The organism is Streptomyces chryseus (assembly GCF_014650755.1).
Classification (GTDB): domain Bacteria; phylum Actinomycetota; class Actinomycetes; order Streptomycetales; family Streptomycetaceae; genus Streptomyces; species Streptomyces chryseus.
The window spans coordinates 17918-37482 of the sequence record NZ_BMVO01000006.1; the positions used below are offsets into that span (position 1 = coordinate 17918).

Genomic DNA, 19565 nt, shown 5'->3' on the forward strand with positions numbered 1-19565 from the left:
GCCAGGGTCCGCCAGATGGTGTGCCACCCGCAGGCGGGTGTCAGGTAAGAAAGCGCCACCCCGTTCCGGCAACCGGCCGGCATTCCCCAGGGTGCTGACCGGTTGCCGGGGCGGGCGGCGCACGTAACTCGTCGGCGCGCGAAGGGATCTGTCCCATGTACACAGCATCGTCCTCCGTGTCCGCCCCGCCTCGGCCGTACCGTCCCGTGGCAACGGGCAGCGGACCGTATCTCGACCCCAACCACGCCGGCGGAGCGTCCCTCGGCGCGGGACGGGCCCGGCGCGCGGCGGCAGGGCTGGGTTCCCCACCGCTCAGCGGGAGACTCGACTTGTCCGGCCCCCAGGGCGCGCAGCTGAGGAAGGCCATCGCCTCGGTGCACCGGATCTGCCCGGAGTTCAACCCGGTGCAGGTACTGCGTCGCAGCGGACGTTCCGTACTGCTCGTCGGCACCACAGGCCGCGCCACCGCGGTCGCCAAGTGCTTACTCGATCACTCCCCCGCCTGGGCGGAGCGGTTCCGGCACGAAATAGCTGCTTACCGCGCGTTCGTCCGGCACCGCCCGCCTGTGCGGGTGCCCCGGCTGATCGCCGCGGATCCCGACAACTGCACGCTGGTGATCGAGCGGATGCCCGGCCGGGTCGCCGCCCTCACCCGGCACCCGGTCGAGGCGCCGCCGCGCGCCGACCTGCGGGCCGTGCTCGGCGCGATCACCCGGGTCAACGCGTGGCGGCCGCCGCCCGGCATCTTCGAGGCACCGCTCGACTACGCCTCGCGGATCTCCCGGTACCACGCACTGGGGCTGCTCACCGACCGCGACCTGGGTGACCTCCAGAAGCTCCTGCACGGAGTGGCGCACGCGGCCGGCGGCCGGCAGAACATGGGCCAGTTCTGTCACGGCGACGCGCTGCTCTCGAACATCCTGATGTCGCCGGCCGGGCCCGTCCTGGTCGACTGGGAGCACGCCGGCTGGTACCTGCCGGGGTACGACCTGGCGACGCTGTGGGCGGTGCTGGGCGACGCCCCGGCGGCGCGACGGCAGATCAGCCAGCTGGCGCAGGCGCCCGGCACGGCGTCGCGGGACGCGTTCCTGGTGAACCTGATGCTCGTACTGACCCGGGAGATCCGTACGTACGAGACCGCTGTCCAGCGCACCATGCGCGAGGCGGCCCCGGCCGGCGGGGCGGCGGGGCAGACGCCGGCGGGCGCGTTGTCGACCGGTGAGGAGCAGCGGTTGCTGCTCCGGCGGCTGCACGACGACTGCGCGATGGCCCGGCGGGCCGTCCGCGCCGCTGTCGGCACCCGCTGACGGAGAGGGGAAAGCACTGGCCGCGCCCGGTTGCACACCGGGTGGGCCGGTGCTTCGTCATGTGCGGTGCGGACCGCACGGGGCGCCGGGGCCGGAGCCCGGAAACGGCGGCACAATGGCGGTGTCACCCGCCTGCGTGCCGTGGAGCGCGAGGCATCGGGCGCTGACGGGGAAGGCTCCGTGTATCCACCCCGGAGGGAAGGCCACGATGAGCACGGAAGGCAACGCCGCGTACGGGAAAAGCCCCTTCGTACGGTCGAAGAGCCACTTCGCGGACCGCATCACGGCCGACGGCAGGGACGGCTGGCCCGTCGAGGCGGGCCGCTACCGGCTCGTGGTGAGCCGCGCCTGCCCCTGGGCCAGCCGCGCGGTGATCTCGCGGCGGCTGCTCGGCCTGGAGAACGCCGTCTCCCTGGCGGTGGCCGATCCGGTCCAGGACGACCGGAGCTGGCGGTTCACCCTCGATCCCGGTGACCGCGACCCCGTCCTGGGCATCCGGTTCCTGAGCGAGGCGTACGACGCGCGGGCGACGCGGTACGACGGAGGGGTCAGCGTGCCCGCCGTCGTGGACGTGCCGAGCGGCGAACTGGTCACCAACGACTACCAGGGGATCACACTGGACTTCGCCACCGAGTGGTCGGCGCTGCACCGGCCGGGTGCGCCGGACCTCTACCCCGAGCCGCTGCGCGCGGAGATCGACGAGGTCATGGACGGCGTCTACCGCGACGTGAACAACGGGGTCTACCGGGCGGGCTTCGCGACGCACCAGCGGGAGTACGAGGACGCCTGCCAGGACGTGTTCCGGCGGCTGGAGCTGGTGGCGCGGCGGCTGGCGGAGCGCCGCTACCTCGTCGGGGACACCGTCACGGAGGCGGACATCCGGCTCTTCACGACGCTGGTGCGGTTCGACGCGGTCTACCACGGTCACTTCAAGTGCAATCGGTGGAAGCTGAGCGAGCACCCGGTGCTGTGGGCGTACGCACGGGACCTGTACCAGACGCCCGGCTTCGGGGACACCGTCGACTTCGACCACATCAAGCGCCACTACTACCGGGTGCACACCGGTGTCAACCCGACCGGCATCGTGCCGCTGGGGCCCGACCTGTCCGGGTGGCCGGCCCCGCACCACCGCGAGGAGCTGGGCGGTCGCCCGTTCGGGGACGGTACGCCGCCGGGTCCGGTGCCGGTGGCGGAGCGGGTGTCGGCGGCGGGGCAGCCGTAGGGCCGCTGCCCGGCACGTGCCGTACCCGGACGTGCGCCGGCCGCGGCCCCGGGTGAAGCTGGACGTCCCTGCCGGCCCGGGTACGTGCGAGAGGTGCCGATGAATCCCGTCGAGGCTCTGGAACGGATCGCGTTCCTGCTGGAACGGGCCCAGGCCCCCACCTACCGGGTACGCGCGTTCCGCACCGCCGCCGCCGCCGTCGCCGCGCTCCCCGAGGAGGAGACGGCGAGCCGCGCGGCGGCGGGCTCGCTGGAGCGGCTCAAGGGCGTCGGGCCCAAGACCGCGCAGGTGGTCCGCGAGGCGCTGGCCGGTGGGACGCCCGCGTACCTGGAGCGGCTGGAGGAGGAGAGCGCGGGGCCGCGGACCGAGGGCGGCGAGCGGCTGCGCGCGCTGCTGCGCGGCGACTGCCATCTGCACTCCGACTGGTCGGACGGCGGAAGCCCCATCGAGGAGATGGGGCGTACGGCGGCGGCGCTGGGCCACGAGTGGGCGGTTCTCACGGACCACTCCCCCCGGCTGACGGTCGCGGGCGGCCTGTCGCCCGAACGGCTGCGCGAACAGCTGGACGTGGTGGCGGAACTCAACGCACGCTGGGCGCCGTTCCGGCTGCTCACCGGCATCGAGTGCGACATCCTGCTCGACGGCTCGCTCGACCAGGAACCCGAACTGCTGGAACGGGTCGACCTGGTCGTCGTGTCCGTGCACTCCAAGCTGCGCATGGAGGCCCCGTCGATGACGCGCCGCATGGTCGCCGCCGTGACCAACCCGCACGCGGACGTCCTCGGCCACTGCACCGGCCGGCTGATCACCGGGCGCGGGCGGCCGGAGTCGCAGTTCGACGCCGACGAGGTCTTCGCCGCCTGTGCGGAGTCGGGCACGGCGGTGGAGATCAACAGCCGGCCCGAGCGTCTCGACCCGCCCCGGCGGCTGCTGCGCCGTGCCGTCGACGCGGGCGTACTGTTCTCCGTCGACACCGACGCGCACGCGCCGGGGCAGCTCGACTGGCAGATCTACGGGTGTGCCAGGGCGGAGGAGTGCGGCGTGCCGCCGGAGCGGGTCGTGAACACCTGGGCCTTGGACGACCTGCTGACATGGACCCGAACGCGCGACGTGCCGTCGTCCGGTGCCTGAACCGCTTCTCGGGCGGGCAGACGAGGCAATAGAGTGCGCCGGACGTGAGCCGCCTGGAGGCCGTATGAGCACCGAAGCCTGGACCCTGCTTGTCGTCGCCGTGGTGCTGGTGGTGGCGATGCTCGCTGGGGCCGTGTTCGTGCTCGTACGGCTGGTCCGCGCCCGCCGGAGTCTGCGGGAGGCGGGACTGCCGGAGGGGCGCCCGTGGGTCTTCTGGGCCGCCGTCGCCTACCTCGTGCTGCCGGCGGACCTGATGCCCGATCCGGTGTTCCTGGACGACATCGGCGTGCTGCTGCTCGCCCTGAAGTCGGTGCGCGGCGGGCGCGAGGTGACCAAAGGTCAGTGACGCGTCTGCCACCGGCGATTGGTTCACACCACTGACGCGTCGCAGGCCCGCACGCCGTCGCCGCGAAACCCCGCCGCACCGGCGCTGACGTGCGCGATGCCGCACTGCTGAGCCTCATTGACGGAACGTCCGGGAGCCGATACCCCTGGAGGCGAGTTCCCGCCCGCAGGTCCTTCGCGCACCACCCGTCCCTGGAGGCCGCCTTGCAAGGATCCGTCACGTCTCGTTCCACGAGCGCGCGCAGCCGCGCCTGGCGGGCGGGGGGCTTCGTGGCCTGTTCCGCGCTGGTGCTGCCGCTGCTGTCGGCCGCCCCGTCCGCCACGGCCGGGCAGCCCGCGCCGGCCGCGTCGGCCGCGTTGCAGCGCGAGTTCGCGGCGGCCGCAGCCGAGTACCGGGTACCGGCGCGTGTGCTGCTCGGTGTGTCGTACCTCCAGTCCCGCTGGGACGCGCACGGCGGCGCGCCGAGCGTGACCGGCGGCTACGGCCCGATGCACCTCACCGACGCGGGGACCGCCCTCGCGCGGGCGCCGCACCACACCGACTCCGGCGAGGACCCGCGCGGTGACGACGCGCGCCCCGCGCGGACCGGTGGGGACGCCGGCCTCCCGGAGGCTTCCGAGCTCCCCGCGCGGCTCAGGACCCTGGAGCGGGCCGCCGACCTCACCGGCCTTCCCGGCGCGGAGCTGCGCCGGAGTCCCGCCGCGAACATCCGGGGCGGGGCCGCGCTGCTGGCCGCCGCGCAGCAGCGGCTCGGGCGGCCGCTCAGCCCCGATCCTGCCGACTGGTACGGGGCGGTCGCCCGGTTCTCCGGGGCCGACGACACGGCGACCGCGACGACGTACGCCGACGACGTGTACGACGTGATCCGCACGGGCGGTCGGCGTACGACCGACAGCGGCCAGCGGATCGCCCTGCCCGGCACGCCCGGGATCGAGCCGGACCGTGCGCAGGCGGCGGACCTCGGTCTGCGGACGGCCGACACCGGGCTCACCGAGTGCCCGAGGACGGTGGCGTGCGAGTGGATTCCGGCGCCCTACGAGGAGTTCGGGGACGGCGACTACGGCAATCACGACAAGGCCGACCGCCCCCGGGGCCAGGGCATCGACTACATCGTCGTCCACGACACCGAGGCCACCTGGGACACGACCCTGAAGCTGGTCCAGGACCCGCGGTACGTGTCGTGGCAGTACTCGCTGCGCTCCTCGGACGGGCACATCGCCCAGCACGTGCCGCTGAAGGACGTGGCGTGGCACGCGGGGAACTGGTACGTCAACTCCAAGTCCGTGGGCCTGGAGCACGAAGGGTTCCTGACCTCGCCGGACGCCTGGTACACGGAGGCGATGTACCGCACCTCGGCGCGGCTGGTGAAGTACCTGGCGAAGCGGTACGGAATCCCTCTCGACCGGCAGCACGTCCTCGGCCACGACAACGTCCCCGGCACCGTCACCGCCAACATCAGCGGGATGCACACCGACCCGGGCCCGTACTGGGACTGGGCGCACTACTTCGAGCTGCTCGGCAGGCCCTTCACCCCGACGGCGGGCCCGGACGGCGGCGTGGTGACCGTCCGCCCCGACTACGCGCGCCACCAGCCGCTCTACACGGGCTGCGTGAAGGCCGGCGAGCCCTGCGCCCCGCACGGCTCGGGCGCCGTCCGGCTGCACACGGCGCCGGCCGACGACGCTCCGCTGGTGAAGGACATCGGGCTGCGTCCGGGCGGCCAGGACTCGACGAACGGCGTCAACGACACGGGCGCCCGTGCCTCGACGGGGCAGCAGTACGCCGTCGCCGGGCGCAGCGGCGACTGGACGGCGATCTGGTACCTGGGGCAGAAGGCCTGGTTCCACAACCCGCGCAGCCGGCCGACGGCGGTGAACGCCCGCGCCCTGGTGCTGACGCCGAAGGACGGCCGCACCGAGGCGCCGGTGTACGGGCGGGCCTACCCGGAGGCGGCGGCGTACGCCGGGACGTCCGTACCGGTGCAGGCCCTCTCGCCGCTGCCGTACAAGCTGCTCGCCGGCCAGCGGTACGTGATCGGCGACCGTGCACCGGGCGAGTACTACTTCGCTCCGACGTTCGACACCTCGGGGCACCGGGTGATCCGGGGCGAGGAGACGTACTACGCGATCCAGTTCGGGCACCGGGTGGCCTATGTGAAGGCCTCTGACGTGCGGGTACTCAAGTCGTAGCGAGGAAGGGCGAGCACGGGGGCGCCATCGGCCGCAGGCGGCGACGGCGCCCTCTTGTGTGACTAATCAGCGCGGAGAGTGGGCCGTACGGGCTACGGGTAGGGCTGGGCGGAATTGACCGGTCCGCGCGACGGTGGACGCGCGGACGTCCTGGAAAGGCCGGACGTACATGGCACAGCAGCCCTTCACACTGCCGGACTTCTACGTTCCGTATCCGGCGCGGCTCAACCCCCACGTCGACGAGGCCCGTCGGCACACGAGGGAGTGGGCGCGGCGGATGGAGATGCTGGAAGGCTCCGGCATCTGGGAGGAGCGCGACCTGGAGGCCCACGACTACGCACTGCTCTGCGCGTACACCCATCCCGACTGCTCGTCCGAGGTACTGGCGCTGGTCACCGACTGGTACGTGTGGGTCTTCTTCTTCGACGACCACTTCCTGGAGACCTTCAAACGCTCGCTGGACCGGGAGGGCGGCAAGCGCTACCTCGACCGGCTGCCCGCCTTCATGCCGATGGATCTGGCCGACGGCACTCCGGAGCCGGAGAATCCGGTGGAGGCGGGTCTCGCGGACCTGTGGGCACGGACCGTGCCGAGCATGACGCAGGCCTGGCGGGAACGGTTCGCCGAGTCGACCCGCCACCTCCTCAACGAGTCGCTGTGGGAACTGTCCAACATGGACGAGGGGCGGATCGCCAACCCCGTCGAGTACATCGAGATGCGCCGGAAGGTGGGCGGCGCGCCCTGGTCGGCGGGGCTGGTGGAGTTCGCGGCGAACGCGGAGGTCCCGGCCTCGGTGGCGCACGGGCGGGCGCTCGGCGTACTGCGCGACACGTTCTCGGACGCGGTACACCTGCGCAACGACCTCTTCTCGTACCAGCGCGAGGTCGAGGACGAGCAGGAGAACAGCAACGGCGTGCTGGTCCTCGAGCACTTCCTCGGCTGTACGACGCAGGAGGCCGCCGAAGCCGTCAACGACCTGCTGACGTCGCGGCTCCAGCAGTTCGAGAACACCGTGTTCACCGAAGTCGGTCCGCTCTGCGCCGAGAAGGGGCTGGGTCCCGAGGAGACCGCCGCCGTACTGGCGTACGCGAAGGGCCTCCAGGACTGGCAGTCGGGCGGCCACGAGTGGCACATGCGGTCGAGCCGGTACATGAACGGCGGCGGGAAGGCGGCCGGGCCCGCCACAGCCGGCTGGGGCATGGCGGCGGCGACGATCCACCTCACACCGCGGGCCGAGACCGCGCGGCTGCGCCGGCACAGCCATGTGCCGTACCAGCACGTCGGTCCGTCGATCGTGCCCGATCTGGACTTCCCGTACCGCCTCCAGCTGAGCCCGCACCTGGCGGGGGCGCGGGACCGCAACATCGAGTGGGCGCGGCGGATGGGGATGCTGGAGCCGCAGCCGGGCCGGCCCGCGTCGCACGTCTGGGACGAGCGGCGGGTGCGCAACATCGACCTGCCGCTCTGCTCGGCGGGCCTGCAGCCGGACGCGACCGAGCAGGAGCTGGACCTGTCGTCGAACTGGCTGACCTGGGGGACGTACGGCGACGACCTGTACCCCGTGATCTACGGGCGCACCCGCGACCTGGCCGGCGCGCACGCGGCGAACGAGCGGCTGCGGCTGTTCATGCCGCTGGACGGCGAGCCCGTGCCCGAGCCGGCCGACGCGATGGAGCGGGGGCTGGCCGATCTGTGGCAGCGGACGGCGGGGCCGATGGACGACGCTTCGCGGCGGACCTTCCGCACGTCGGTCGACGACATGATCGCGAGCTGGGAGTGGGAGCTGGCCAATCAGGCGCTGCACCGGATCCCCGACCCGGTCGACTACATCGAGATGCGCCGGTTCACCTTCGGGGCGGACATGACGATGCGGCTGTGCCGGCTGTCGCACGGGGACCGCGTGCCCGACGAGGTCTACCGCAGCGGCCCCGTCCGGTCGCTGGAGAACGCCGCCGTCGACTACGCCACGCTGCTCAACGACCTCTTCTCGTACCAGAAGGAGATCGAGTACGAGGGCGAGGTGCACAACGCCGTCCTGGTCGTGCAGAACTTCTTCGCCGTCGACTACCCGACCGGGGTCGACATGGTGCACGAGCTGATGAAGGGGCGGATGCGGCAGTTCCAGCACGTCATCGCGGTGGAACTGCCGGTGCTGTACGACGACTTCGCGCTGGACGCCGAGGCCCGTGAGATCCTCGACGGCTATGTGCGCGAACTCCAGGACTGGATGGCCGGAATCCTGAACTGGCACCGCGAATGCGTCCGTTACCGCGACGAGGACCTGCGGGGCGGCTCGGGCGGCGCCCCGTGGCAGCTGAGCGGTCCGACGGGGATCGGCACTTCGGCCGCGCAGATCCTCACCCTGCTGGGCCGGCCGGCCGGGGCGCTCACGTAGGCGGGCACGTCGGCGGGCACGTCGGCGGGCAAGAACAGCGGGGGCGACAACCGGAGTTGCCGCCCCCGCGCCGACTGGCCCGCCGGCTGCCCTACGTGTCGATGGCCGGCCGGCCGAACGTGTCCGGCACCGGCAGGTTGTCCAGCCGGTCGAGCGGCCAGGCGACGACGACCGCGCGCCCCACCACGTCGTCCACCGGCACCATGCCCGCGCCGGGCTCGTGCTGGTGGTACCGGGAGTCGCCGGAGGCCTGACGGTGGTCGCCCATCACCCAGAGGTGGCCCTGGGGCACCGTGACCTTGAACTGTCCGCCCTCGTCCGTGCTGCACGCGGTGTTGCCGGGGAAGACGTACGGCTCGTCGAGCGCCTTCCCGTTGACCTTCAGCGGTCCCTCGCCCTCGCACTCCACCGTGTCGCCGCCGACTCCGACGACCCGCTTGATCAGGTCCTTCTCCTCGGCGGACGGCATGAGTCCGACGAAGCTCAGGGCCTTCTGCACGCCGTTGGTGCGGGGCGTCGGCTCGTTCTTCAGCCATTCGCCCGGGTCGTGGAAGACGACGACCTCGCCGCGTTCCGGCTCGGAGCCGAACCACGGGGTCAGCTTGTCGACGAGGACCCGGTCGCCCTTCAGAAGGGTGTTCTGCATGGAGTCCGAGGGGATCGAGAACGCCTGGAGCAGGAAGGTCTTTATCAGCAGCGCCAGCACCAGCGCGATGCCGACGAGGAGCGGCAGCTCCATCCAGAAGGAGCGCTGCTGCCTCCGCCCTGGCTTCCGGTACCGGCTCTCCGGTGCTCCGACCGCCGTGTCCGCCACGACCACTCCTCGCCTCACAGGGACTCAGCCCTGCTGGAACAACTCCGCGGGCAGGGGCTTCAGCAGCGCGTACAGGTCGTCGGTGATCGGCCGGTCCCAGCTGGCGATCGTGACGAGCACGTTGTCGCTACGGTCGAACTGTACGCAGGAGATGCGGGTTTCGGAGAGTTTGATACGGCGCACGATCAGCAGGTTGTCGCCCTGCATGACCGGCATGTCCTCGCTGCCGGTCACCGTGACGGGCTCGTCGTTCTCCAGCGCCAGGAGGAGCTGCGCGACCTCGAAGGGCACCTGGTCCTCCTCGAGCTCCCGGGCGGGCGAGCCCTCGGGGAGGTTGCCGATGATCATCGCGGGGCCGCGGCCGCCGAACAGGTCGTAGCGCAGGAAGACACCCTGGCAGCTGCCGTCGGGCGCGGGCAGCAGGCCGGCTCCGAGGTTGCCCGGCCAGTCACCCGGGTCCATGGCCAGGACATCGAATTCCGGGCCCGCGGGCGTGGCGGAGGGGCGGCGGCGGAGGAAGGACATGCCGCCATGGTACGTGGCCTGGGGGGCCTTCCGGCGTCAGGGGCGGCCCGGGGCGCGGGGCCGCCGTCGGCCCCGGGGCCCGGTCGCCGTACGGCTCGGCTCTGCGCCGTACGGCTGTCGGGGGGGAGCCGGCGGGGTGCGCTACGTCAGGTCGAAGGCGCCGTTGCGCGCGTTCAGGACGAAGGCGCGCCACTCGGCCGGATTGAAGATCAGCGGGCTGCCTGGGGTGGCGGCGTTGCGCATCGCGATGAATCCCTCGACGAACGCGATCTGGACGTCGCCCGCCCCCTGACCGCCCGACTGCCAGTCCGCTGTGCTCAGGTCCAGTTCCGGCTTGTCCCGGCCCGCAAGCCGCTGCGCGGTGATGGTCTCGGCCACGTCCCTGCTCCTCCCGGTTCGTCGTCCGCCGGTCAGCCTAGCCATCGTCCCCGGCGACGGACAGGCCGCGTGGGGAGCGCCGTGGGGCGGCGGTTCAGCCGGGGGGCGGTTCGGAGCCGACCAGCCACATGGCGAAGAACTGCGCGCCGCCGCCGTAGGCGTGCCCCATCGCCCTGCGGGCGCCGTCGACCTGGTGCTCCCCGGCCTGCCCGCGCACCTGGAGGGCCGCCTCGGCGAAGCGGATCATGCCGGAGGCGCCGATGGGATTGGTGGACAGGACCCCGCCGGACGGGTTCACGGGCAGGTCGCCGTCGAGCTCGGTGGCGCCGGACTCGGTGAGCTTCCAGCCCTCCCCCTCGGCGGCGAAGCCCAGGTTCTCCAGCCACATGGGCTCGTACCAGGAGAACGGCACGTACATCTCGACGGCGTCGATCTCCCGGCGCGGGTCCGTGATCCCTGCCTGCCGGTAGACGTCGGCGGCGCAGTCCTTGCCGGCCTGCGGGGAGACGAAGTCCTTCCCGGCGAAGAGGGTCGGCTCGCTGCGCATCGCGCCGCCGTGCACCCAGGCGGGCGGGTGCGGGGCGCGGGCCGTCCCGGCGCGTCCGGTCAGGACCATCGCGCAGGCCCCGTCGGAGGAGGGGCAGGTCTCGGAGTAGCGGACGGGGTCCCAGAGCATCGGTGACGCCTGGACCTTCTCCAGGGTGATGTCGTGCTCGTGCAGGTGGGCGTACGGGTTCTTGAGCGCGTTGCGGCGGTCCTTGTACGCCACGACGGAGCCCACGGTGTCGGGTGCGCCGCTGCGCCGCATGTACGCCCGTATGTGCGGCGCGAAGAAGCCGCCGGCGCCGGCGAGCAGGGGCTGCTGGAAGGGGACGGGCAGGGACAGGCCCCACATCGCGTTGGACTCGGACTGCTTCTCGAAGGCGAGGGTGAGGACGGTGCCGTGGACGCGGGCGGCGATCAGGTTGGCGGCGACGAGGGCGGTGGAGCCGCCGACGGAGCCGGCCGTGTGGACGCGGAGCATCGGCTTGCCGACCGCGCCGAGCGCGTCGGCGAGGTAGAGCTCCGGCATCATCACGCCCTCGAAGAAGTCGGGCGCCTTGCCGATGACGACGGCGTCGATGTCCGCCCAGTCCAGCCCCGCGTCGTCCAGGGCGCGCCGTGCGGCCTCGCGCACGAGACCGGCGATGGAGACGTCCCGGCGGGCGGCGACGTGCTTGGTCTGGCCGATGCCCACGACCGCTACGGGCTCCTTGCCCGTGGCTGTCCTGCTCATGACTCCCCCTCCAGGACGGCGACGAGGTTCTGCTGGAGGCAGGGCCCCGAGGTGGCGTGCGCGAGCGCCCGGTCGGACGCGCCGCGGTGGATCCGGGCCGCCGCCTCGCCGATCCTGATGAGCCCGGCCGCCATGACGGGGTTGGCGGCGAGCGCCCCGCCGGACGGGTTCACGTCGACGTCGTCGCCCAGCCGCAGCGCCTTGCGCAGGACGACCTCCTGCGAGGTGAACGGCGCGTGCAGTTCGGCGGTGTCGACGGGCTGCTGGAAGGCCCCGGCCCGCTCGGCGGCCAGCCGGGCCGACGGGGAGTCGGTGAGGTCGCGTACGCCCAGGCTGTGCGCCTCGATGCGGTGGTCCATGCCGCGGATCCAGGCCGGGCGCGCGCACAGCCGGCGCGCGGTGTCGCCCGCCGCCAGGATCACCGCCGCCGCGCCGTCGCCGATGGGAGGGCAGTCGCCCGTACGCAGCGGCCGCACGAGGTAGTCGCCGGCGGGGACGGGACCGCTGAGCTGGGCGTGCGGATTCGCCCTGGCGGCGGTGCGGCTGCGGGCGGCGACCGCCGCGAGGGCGGGCTCGTCGGTGTCGCCGGCGTCGATCAGCGCCCGCGCCTGGAGCGCGGCCAGGGACACCGAGTCCGGCCACAGAGGGGCGACGCAGTACGGGTCGAGCTGGCGGGTGGTGACGTCCCGGATCTCGCCGGGCGAGGTCTTGCCGTACGCGTAGACGAGCGCGGTGTCCACCTCGCCGGTCAGGAGCTTGACCCAGGCCTCGTACAGGGCCCAGGCGCCGTCCATCTCCACATGGGACTCGGAGATCGGCGGCCAGGCGCCGACTCCGTCGAGGGCCATGGTGAAGGAGAACGCCCGGCCCGCGAGGTAGTCGCTCGAACCGGAGCAGGTGAAGCCGATGTCGCCGGTCCTGAGGCCGGTGCCGGCCAGCACCTCGTGCAGCACCGGCATCAGCATCTCGACCTCGGACAGCTCGTCGGAGCGCCGGCGGTGGTCGGTCTGCGCGAAGGCGACGACGGCGACGTCGCGCCTGCCGGGGAGCCCGGGCATTCAGATCAGCTCCTTGTACGCGTCGTAGTCGGCGTCCGGTTCGCCGGTGGGCCGGTAGTGGTCGGGGTAGCGGCCGCCCTCGGTCCACACCGGTTCGACGCGCAGGCCCATGCGCACCTGGTCGTACGGGATGCCGCCGATCCGGCCGTGCAGGGCGAGGTCGGCGCCGTCCAGTGCGATGTGCCCGTAGACGTACGGGACCTCGATGTCGAGGTTGCGGGCCTTGATGTTGACGATGCAGAAGGTGGTGACGGTGCCGCGCGGGCCGACCTCGACGCGTTCGGCGGTCGCGATGCCGCAGGTGGGGCAGGCGCCCCGGGGCGGCACGTACACCTTGCGGCAGGAGGGGCAGCGCTCACCGACGGTGCGCCGCTCGGCGAGCGCGTTGAGGTAGTCGGTGGGGGCCCGGCCGGGGCTGTACGTGTAGTCGAGGCGGGCGGGGGCGACGATGCCGGTGACGGGGTCGGCGAAGCGGCCGTCGTGCGGGGCGGCGGGGGCGCCGGGCTCGCCCTCGTACGGTTCGAAGCAGGCGATGTCGGTGATGGCCCCGGCGCGTTCGGCGGCCCAGCGGACCCGGACGCGCATGCCGGTGCGCACGGCGTCGGGGCCTGGGGCGTCCAGGACGTGCAGGAGGGCGGTGTCGGCCCCGTCGAGTCTCACCAGGACCCAGGCGAACGGGGTGCGCAGGGGCTGGTCGCGCCGCGGGGCGGGGTTCCAGGCCCAGGTGGTGACGGTGCCGGTGGGGGCCACTTCCACGAGGTCGCGGATCTCCTCGGCGGTGGCCGGGTCGTACTCGACGGGCGGCACGAGGACCTGGCCGCGGGAGGTCTTCACGCCGAGGACGGTCCGCTCGCGCAGGCCGGTGAGGAAGGCGCTCTGCACGGGGCCGAGCGAGCGGGTGAAGGGGAACTCGACGACGAGCGGGGCACTGAGGACTTCGGGCATGGACGGCTCCTTCTCGGGCGTCGTTCTCACGCGCGGCGGTAGTGGGGCTCACGCTTCTCGGCGAAGGCGCGGGCGCCCTCCTTGGCGTCGTCGGTGTCGAAGACGGGCCAGCCGCGCCGGAGTTCGGCCGCGAGGCCCTCCGCCTCGGTCAGCTCCGCCGTCTCGTACACCGACGCCTTGACCGCCTCGACGGCGAGCGGGCCGCAGGCGTTGATCCGCTCGGCGATGGCGAGGGCCTTGTCGAGGGCGGTGCCGTCCGGCACGACATGGCCGACGAGCCCGATGCGTTCGGCTTCCTCGGCCGGGTACGGGCGGCCGGTGAGCAGCATCTCCAGGGCGTGGGTGCGCGGGATCTGGCGCGGCAGGCGCACGGTCGAGCCGCCGATGGGGAACAGGCCGCGCCTGACCTCGAAGAGGCCGAAGGTGGCGCTGCGGCCCGCGACGCGGATGTCGGTGCCCTGGAGCATCTCCGTACCGCCTGCGACGCAGTATCCCTCGACGGCGGCGACGACCGGTTTGCGGGGGCGGTGGTGGCGGAGCATGGCCTTCCAGTGGAGGTCGGGGTCGGCCTTCATGCGGTGGCGGTACTGGTCGCCGCCCATCCCCTGGTCTCCGGCGAGGGCCTTGAGGTCCATGCCGGCGCAGAAGTCGCCGCCCGCTCCGGTCAGCACGACGGAGCGGACGCCGTCGTCGGCGTCGGCGGCGAGCCAGCCGTCGTACAGGCCCACCAGCATCGGCAACGACAGCGCGTTCTTCGCCTCGGGCCTGTTCAAGGTGAGCACCAGCGTGGCGCCTTCGCGCCGTACGTCGAGGTGTTCCGTACCACCCATGGACTGCCTCCCGTCTCAGGAACGAGAACAGGTTGCAGTAGGGCGGCCCCTACTTCAATAGTTTTCTGACAGGCAGTCAGTTTTCTTCGGTGCGGCCTCTTCCCACTTGGTGCGGGCTTTGCTCTGATGACCGTCGTACGACCGTCGAGCAATTCCGCAGCCCGGGTCAGGAGGAACGGTGGAGTACAACCTTGCCGACCTGTTCGAGTCGGTCGTCGACGCGGTCCCCGACCGTGAGGCGCTCGTGTACGTCGATTACCCGGGTACGGGCGCCGAGCGCCGGCTCACCTACGCCGAGCTGGACGCGGCGGCCAACCGCGTCGCCCACCACCTGACCGACGCCGGCGTGAAGCCGGGCGAGCACCTGGGGCTGCACCTCTACAACGGCGTCGAGTACCTCCAGACCGTGCTGGGCTGCCTCAAGGCGCGCGTAGTGCCGGTCAACGTCAACTACCGGTACGTGGCGGAGGAACTGGTCTACCTCTACCGGGACGCGGACCTCGTGGCGCTCGTGTTCGACGCCGAGTTCACCGAGCGGGTCGCGGCCGCCCTGCCCCGGACGGAGAAGCTCCGCCATCTGGTGCGCGTGGGCACGGCGCCGGCCGGCGCGCCGGAGCCGGCCGTCCGGCCGGTGCCGTTCCCGGCGGCCGAGGCGTCGGGCTCGGACGGGCGGGGCTTCGGGCCGCGCTCGGGCGACGACCAGTTCATCATCTACACCGGCGGCACCACCGGCATGCCGAAGGGGGTGATGTGGCGCCAGGAGGACCTGTTCTTCTCCGGGCTCGGGGGCGGCGCGCCGACCGGCGAGCCGGTGAAGTCCCCCGAGGAGCTCGCGGAGCGGGTGGCGGCCGGCGGGGACGGCATCACCTTCTTCCCCACTCCCCCGCTGATGCACGGCACGTCGACGCTCACCGCGTTCATCGGGTTCTTCTTCGGCCAGCGCGTCGTCGTGCACCGCAAGTTCGTGCCCCACGAGGTGCTCCGTACGATCGAGAAGGAGAAGGTCACCAGCGTGTCGCTGGTCGGCGACGCCATGATGCGGCCGCTGGTGGACGCGCTGAACGGGCCCATGAGGGACACCGACTGCTCGTCGCTGTTCAGCGTCTCCTCGTCGGGCGCGATCCTCTCGGAGACGGTGCGCGAGCAGTTCCGGGCGCTGGTGCCCGATGTGATGCTGCTGAACAACTTCGGCTCGTCGGAGTCCGGCTTCAACGGCACCGCGACGGACGACTCGGGTCCGGGCAGGGGGTTCAGGCTGCGGGTCAACTCCCGTACGGCCGTGGTCGATCCGGCGACCAACGCACCGGCGGCGCCCGGCGAGGTGGGCCGCATCGCGCAGCGCGGGCACGTACCGCTGGGGTACTACAACGACCCGGAGAAGACGGCGGAGACCTTCTTCCAGGCGGGCGGCGAGCGGTGGGTGCTGCTGGGCGACATGGCGACGGTGGACGAGGAGGGCATCGTCACCGTGCTCGGCCGGGGCTCGCAGTGCATCAACACGGGCGGCGAGAAGGTGTATCCGGAGGAGGTCGAGCAGGCGCTGAAGTCCCATCCGGACGTGTACGACGCGCTGGTGGCCGGGGTGCCCGACGAGACGTGGGGCAACCGGGTGGCGGCCGTGGTGCAGGTGCGCGGGGGCGCGGACGCGCCGGGCCTCGACGCCATCCAGGCGCACTGCCGGACCCGGCTCGCGGGGTACAAGGTCCCCCGGCAGCTGGTGATAGCGCCGGAGATACAGCGCTCGCCGAGCGGCAAGGCGGACTACCGGTGGGCCCGTTCGGTCGCGGCGGACTCCGGCGGCCCTCAGGGGTGAGCGCGCGGGCTGGGGAACAGGCAGCCGCCGTCCGGCAGGGTTCGGACGGGGTATCAGGACACGCATGAAGCTGACCGACCCGCTGAAGTACGCGTCGCTCGCGCTGGGCCTGTACGGGGTGTGCGTACTCGTGCTCCGGTTCGGGCGCGACGGCATGGGATGGGGCCAGGCGCTGCTGATCGGCGTCGTGGTGACGCCCGTCGTGTGCCTGTGGAGCCGGCTCCAGGACCGCCTGAACCGCGGGGCCGGGGATGCGGGCCGGCGGTGGCGCGCGAGGCGACGGGCCTGACGACGCGGGACCCCGGTCCGCTCCCGGGCGCATGTCGCGCCCGGGAGCGGCCGCCGTGTCAGTCCCGGCCGACGTCCTCGCTCAGGACCTCGCCCGTCGTGGCGTCGATGTCGAGCGTGGTCTTGTTCCAGTCGTCGGTGGACACGACCTCGACGGACCAGATGACGTCGCCGCTGTCGGCGTCGTCGAGCTCCATGGAGGTGATCGTGCCCTTCTTCCGGTCGGTGGCGGCCTTCGCCACCTGCTCCGGGGTCTGCTTGATCTTCGTGATCCAGGAGGCGCGTTCCGCCTTGTCGTCGGCGTCCTGACCGGGGTCCGTGCGGGACCGGATGACGTCGCCGGACTCGGCGTCGATGCGGACGTTGTGCTCCGTGCCGTCCTTCTCGGACACCTCCGCCACCCATACCGGTTGCCCGGTCCGGGGGCTCGAAGTGGGGCTCGGGCTGCCCGTGGGGCTGGGACTCGCGGAGGATCCACTGGACCTGCGCTTCAGCTCGATCGAGAGCAGCGTGCTGCCCGACACCTCGCCCACCGCCGTGGCGGCGGCCTTGTCGGCGGTCACCTTGGCGGTCGGGACCAGGGCCTTGCGTGCGGCCTGGTCCTCGGTGAGCCGGCCGGTCCCCGAAGGGCTCGGGGAGGTGGTCTGCCGGACCTCGGGCCGCCCCGGCGCGGCATGGGACGTCCCGGTGTCGCCGCCACTCCCGCACCCGCTGACGAGCGCGCCGGAAGCCACGGCGCAGAGGGCGGCCAAACGGACGCGCCGGGCACGCGGGCTGCCGGCGCGGTTCCTGCTGATGGACCGAAGGTTCATGACCGCACGATTAACCTGCCCGCCGCTCCGGCATGTCGCCGGACGCCAAGAGTCACCCGATCGCACGGCCGTTCGCCGCCGCCCGCGCACACCGGGGAGCGCGGGGACGCGGGGTCGGGGGCGGGAGGTCGTGACGGGCATCGCGCGGGGCGGCCCGGTGCGCTCACCGGTCGGCCGGCAGGGCCAGGAGCCCCCTGAGCGCCCGGCTGAAGACCAGGCGGCCCGCGCGCGCGACCACCCCGTCGAACGCCCCGGGCAGTCCCCGCAACCGCAGGTCCTCCGTCCAGACGGCCACGGCCCCGCCGGGCGCGGGGCGTACGTCGATCTCGGCCCACCCCAGAACCACCCGGCCGCGCTTCTCCAGCCGGCAGTGCCCGGGGCCGCCACCGGCCGGCGGCTCCCAGGCCACCACCTCCATCGGGTCGTCGAAGCCCAGACGCCCCACGCGGGTACGGGCGACGACCAGCGTCCCGGGGCCGGTCGGCGGTGCCGGGGTGACGGTGACGCGGGTGAGCGGGACCTGGGCGGCGTGGTGTTCCCACGCGGTCAGGCGCCGCCACGCCTCGTCGGGGGACAGCGGGGTTCGGCGTTCGACACGGAAGAGGGCCACCACCCGACCTTAAGCACTGCGGGGCGGTGTACGCCGTTGCAGGATGGGGGCATGCTGCTGGCCACACTCGCCCGGGCCTCCCGGGAGATCGCCTCGACGTCCGCACGCTCCCGCAAGACCGCGCTGCTGGCGGAGCTGTTCCGCAGCGCCGGGCCCGACGACGTACCGATCGTGATCCCGTACCTCTCGGGCCGCCTTCCCCAGGGGCGCATCGGGACCGGCTGGAGCCTGCTGCGGGAGCCCGTGGCTCCGGCGGCCGAGCCCACCCTGACGGTGCGTGACGTGGACGCGGCGCTGACCGCGTTCGCGGCGGTGGCGGGGGCCGGCGCGCAGGCGCAGCGGTTGCGGGTGGTGCGGGAGCTGATGGGGGCGGCGACGGAAGAGGAGCAGAAGTTCCTGTTCGGGCTGCTCACCGGTGAGGTGCGGCAGGGCGCACTGGACGCACTGGCGGCGGAGGGCCTGGCCGCGGCGGCGGAGGTGCCGGCGGCCGACGTGCGGCGGGCGGTGATGCTGAGCGGTTCGCTGGTCGCGGTCGGGCGGGCGCTGCTGGCCGAAGGGCCCGCGGCGCTCGCGGAGTTCAGGCTGGAGGTGGGCCGGGCGGTGCCACCGATGCTGGCCCAGCCGGGGCAGAGCGTCGGCGCGGCGGTCGGCAGGCTCGGGGCGTGCGCGGTGGAGGAGAAGCTGGACGGCATCCGCGTGCAGGTGCACCGCGACGGCGAGCGGGTACGGGTGTTCACCCGCACCCTGGACGACATCACGGACCGCGTACCGGAACTCACCACGGTGGCGGCAGGGTTGGACGGCGACCGGTTCATTCTCGACGGCGAGGTCATCGCGTTCGGGCCGGACGGCAGGCCGCTCCCCTTCCAGGACATCGCGGGCCGGGTCGGCTCCCGCCTCGACGTGGCGGCGGCCCGCCAGGCGCTGCCGCTGTCCCCGGTCTTCTTCGACGTACTGGCGCTCGGCGGCGAGGTCCTCCTGGACCTGCCCTACCGGGAGAGGTACGAGCGGCTGGAGCGGCTGGTGCCCCAGCCGATGCGCGTACGCCGCACGGTGGTGGCCGGTGTCGACGACACGTCGCGGGCGGAGGAGTTCCTGGCGCGGACCCTGGAGCGCGGTCACGAAGGGGCGGTGCTCAAGTCCCTGGACGCGGCGTACCAGGCAGGGCGGCGCGGCGCGTCCTGGCTCAAGGTGAAGCCCGTGCACACGCTCGACCTGGTGGTGCTGGCCGCCGAGTGGGGCCACGGACGCCGGACCGGGAAGCTCTCCAACCTGCACCTCGGGGCCCGGCGGCCCGACGGCTCGTTCGCCATGCTGGGCAAGACGTTCAAGGGCCTGACCGACGTGATGCTCGACTGGCAGACGCAGCGGCTGCGGGAGCTCGCGACCGGCGACAACGGCCATGTGGTGACCGTGCGCCCGGAACTCGTCGTCGAGATCGCGTACGACGGGCTTCAGCGGTCCACCCGCTACCCGGAGGGCGTGACCCTGCGGTTCGCGCGGGTGGTGCGCTACCGCGAGGACAAGCCGGCGTCCGAGGCCGACACGGTCGCCGCCGTCCTCGCGACGGGGCCGGTGCGGGCGGAGGAGTGAGCCGGCCTCGCCCCGCCGGTCCGCGGGCTGTGG

The 19565-nt window shown here is 72.8% G+C and carries 17 protein-coding genes and 1 pseudogene; 9 read left to right on the forward strand and 9 right to left on the reverse strand.

From position 1 onward, the window contains the following. The first annotated feature begins 155 nt into the window (after positions 1-155). The 6 genes from IE185_RS12295 to IE185_RS12320 all read left to right on the forward strand — a co-directional run bounded on the left by IE185_RS12295 (position 156) and on the right by IE185_RS12320 (position 8590). Entirely contained in the window at positions 156-1307 is a 1152-nt protein-coding gene (locus tag IE185_RS12295) for an aminoglycoside phosphotransferase family protein (protein WP_138894600.1), read from the forward strand. A gap of 208 nt (positions 1308-1515) precedes the next feature. Next, on the forward strand, positions 1516-2529 hold the full coding sequence (locus IE185_RS12300; protein ID WP_138894599.1) for a glutathione S-transferase family protein: 1014 nt from the start codon (positions 1516-1518) through the stop codon (positions 2527-2529). Positions 2530-2628: 99 nt separating this feature from the next. Then, a complete protein-coding gene (locus IE185_RS12305; RefSeq protein ID WP_138894598.1) occupies positions 2629-3660 on the forward strand; it encodes a PHP domain-containing protein in 1032 nt (343 codons plus the stop codon). A 64-nt stretch (positions 3661-3724) separates the two neighbouring features. Beyond that, positions 3725-4006 (forward strand): YkvA family protein, encoded by a 282-nt coding sequence (locus tag IE185_RS12310; RefSeq protein ID WP_138894597.1) that lies wholly within the window; start codon positions 3725-3727, stop codon positions 4004-4006. A gap of 203 nt (positions 4007-4209) precedes the next feature. Further along, positions 4210-6195 carry an N-acetylmuramoyl-L-alanine amidase gene (locus IE185_RS12315; protein WP_138894596.1) on the forward strand — a complete coding sequence of 662 codons (1986 nt, stop codon included), beginning with the start codon at positions 4210-4212 and terminating at the stop codon, positions 6193-6195. A gap of 169 nt (positions 6196-6364) precedes the next feature. Beyond that, the gene (locus IE185_RS12320; protein ID WP_138894595.1) at positions 6365-8590 is read left to right on the forward strand and encodes a terpene synthase family protein; all 2226 of its coding nucleotides are present in this window, start codon (positions 6365-6367) and stop codon (positions 8588-8590) included. Between the two features lie 115 nt (positions 8591-8705). Here IE185_RS12320 and lepB read toward each other — a convergent pair. The 7 genes and pseudogenes from lepB to IE185_RS12355 all read right to left on the reverse strand — a co-directional run. Continuing rightward, positions 8706-9329: pseudogene (lepB, locus tag IE185_RS12325) on the reverse strand (signal peptidase I); the annotation flags it as partial. Between the two features lie 99 nt (positions 9330-9428). Next, complete coding sequence (locus IE185_RS12330; protein ID WP_138906937.1) at positions 9429-9929, reverse strand: hypothetical protein; 501 nt, start codon at positions 9927-9929, stop codon at positions 9429-9431. A gap of 141 nt (positions 9930-10070) precedes the next feature. Continuing rightward, positions 10071-10307 (reverse strand): DUF397 domain-containing protein, encoded by a 237-nt coding sequence (locus tag IE185_RS12335; protein WP_138906936.1) that lies wholly within the window; start codon positions 10305-10307, stop codon positions 10071-10073. A gap of 94 nt (positions 10308-10401) precedes the next feature. Beyond that, positions 10402-11583: a thiolase family protein gene (locus tag IE185_RS12340; RefSeq protein ID WP_138906935.1), complete on the reverse strand. Its 1182-nt coding sequence runs from the start codon at positions 11581-11583 to the stop codon at positions 10402-10404. Beyond that, positions 11580-12641, reverse strand: coding sequence for a thiolase family protein (locus IE185_RS12345; protein WP_138899172.1), 1062 nt, complete (start codon positions 12639-12641; stop codon positions 11580-11582). Before IE185_RS12345 ends, IE185_RS12340 begins: the two co-directional genes overlap by 4 nt. Next, positions 12642-13586, reverse strand: coding sequence for a Zn-ribbon domain-containing OB-fold protein (locus IE185_RS12350; protein WP_189715143.1), 945 nt, complete (start codon positions 13584-13586; stop codon positions 12642-12644). A gap of 26 nt (positions 13587-13612) precedes the next feature. After that, the gene (locus IE185_RS12355) at positions 13613-14416 is read right to left on the reverse strand and encodes a crotonase/enoyl-CoA hydratase family protein (RefSeq protein ID WP_138898676.1); all 804 of its coding nucleotides are present in this window, start codon (positions 14414-14416) and stop codon (positions 13613-13615) included. 178 nt (positions 14417-14594) lie between these two features. On the opposite strand from IE185_RS12355, the gene IE185_RS12360 reads away from it, so the two are divergent. Continuing rightward, entirely contained in the window at positions 14595-16229 is a 1635-nt protein-coding gene (locus IE185_RS12360) for an acyl-CoA synthetase (RefSeq protein ID WP_138898677.1), read from the forward strand. A gap of 64 nt (positions 16230-16293) precedes the next feature. Continuing rightward, positions 16294-16518, forward strand: a complete 225-nt coding sequence (locus IE185_RS12365) for a hypothetical protein (protein ID WP_138898678.1) — start codon at positions 16294-16296, stop codon at positions 16516-16518. Between the two features lie 58 nt (positions 16519-16576). On the opposite strand, the gene IE185_RS12370 is transcribed toward IE185_RS12365, so the two are convergent. Both IE185_RS12370 and IE185_RS12375 read right to left on the reverse strand, forming a co-directional pair. Beyond that, positions 16577-17329 carry a PepSY domain-containing protein gene (locus IE185_RS12370; RefSeq protein ID WP_138906930.1) on the reverse strand — a complete coding sequence of 251 codons (753 nt, stop codon included), beginning with the start codon at positions 17327-17329 and terminating at the stop codon, positions 16577-16579. Positions 17330-17492: 163 nt separating this feature from the next. Next, the gene (locus IE185_RS12375) at positions 17493-17939 is read right to left on the reverse strand and encodes an SRPBCC family protein (RefSeq protein WP_189715144.1); all 447 of its coding nucleotides are present in this window, start codon (positions 17937-17939) and stop codon (positions 17493-17495) included. A gap of 51 nt (positions 17940-17990) precedes the next feature. Between IE185_RS12375 and IE185_RS12380 the strand changes: the two genes are divergently transcribed. Continuing rightward, positions 17991-19532, forward strand: a complete 1542-nt coding sequence (locus IE185_RS12380) for an ATP-dependent DNA ligase (protein ID WP_189715145.1) — start codon at positions 17991-17993, stop codon at positions 19530-19532. Positions 19533-19565 lie beyond the last annotated feature (33 nt).

Coding starts and splice junctions, on each gene's coding strand:
- IE185_RS12370 (WP_138906930.1), bottom strand. CDS start 17,329: ATGAACCTTCGGTCCATCAGCAGGAACCGCGCCGGCAGCCCGCGTGCC.
- IE185_RS12330 (WP_138906937.1), bottom strand. CDS start 9,929: ATGTCCTTCCTCCGCCGCCGCCCCTCCGCCACGCCCGCGGGCCCGGAA.
- IE185_RS12365 (WP_138898678.1), top strand. CDS start 16,294: ATGAAGCTGACCGACCCGCTGAAGTACGCGTCGCTCGCGCTGGGCCTG.
- IE185_RS12295 (WP_138894600.1), top strand. CDS start 156: ATGTACACAGCATCGTCCTCCGTGTCCGCCCCGCCTCGGCCGTACCGT.
- IE185_RS12380 (WP_189715145.1), top strand. CDS start 17,991: ATGCTGCTGGCCACACTCGCCCGGGCCTCCCGGGAGATCGCCTCGACG.
- IE185_RS12340 (WP_138906935.1), bottom strand. CDS start 11,583: ATGAGCAGGACAGCCACGGGCAAGGAGCCCGTAGCGGTCGTGGGCATC.
- IE185_RS12355 (WP_138898676.1), bottom strand. CDS start 14,416: ATGGGTGGTACGGAACACCTCGACGTACGGCGCGAAGGCGCCACGCTG.
- IE185_RS12350 (WP_189715143.1), bottom strand. CDS start 13,586: ATGCCCGAAGTCCTCAGTGCCCCGCTCGTCGTCGAGTTCCCCTTCACC.
- IE185_RS12345 (WP_138899172.1), bottom strand. CDS start 12,641: ATGCCCGGGCTCCCCGGCAGGCGCGACGTCGCCGTCGTCGCCTTCGCG.
- IE185_RS12320 (WP_138894595.1), top strand. CDS start 6,365: ATGGCACAGCAGCCCTTCACACTGCCGGACTTCTACGTTCCGTATCCG.
- IE185_RS12305 (WP_138894598.1), top strand. CDS start 2,629: ATGAATCCCGTCGAGGCTCTGGAACGGATCGCGTTCCTGCTGGAACGG.
- IE185_RS12310 (WP_138894597.1), top strand. CDS start 3,725: ATGAGCACCGAAGCCTGGACCCTGCTTGTCGTCGCCGTGGTGCTGGTG.
- IE185_RS12300 (WP_138894599.1), top strand. CDS start 1,516: ATGAGCACGGAAGGCAACGCCGCGTACGGGAAAAGCCCCTTCGTACGG.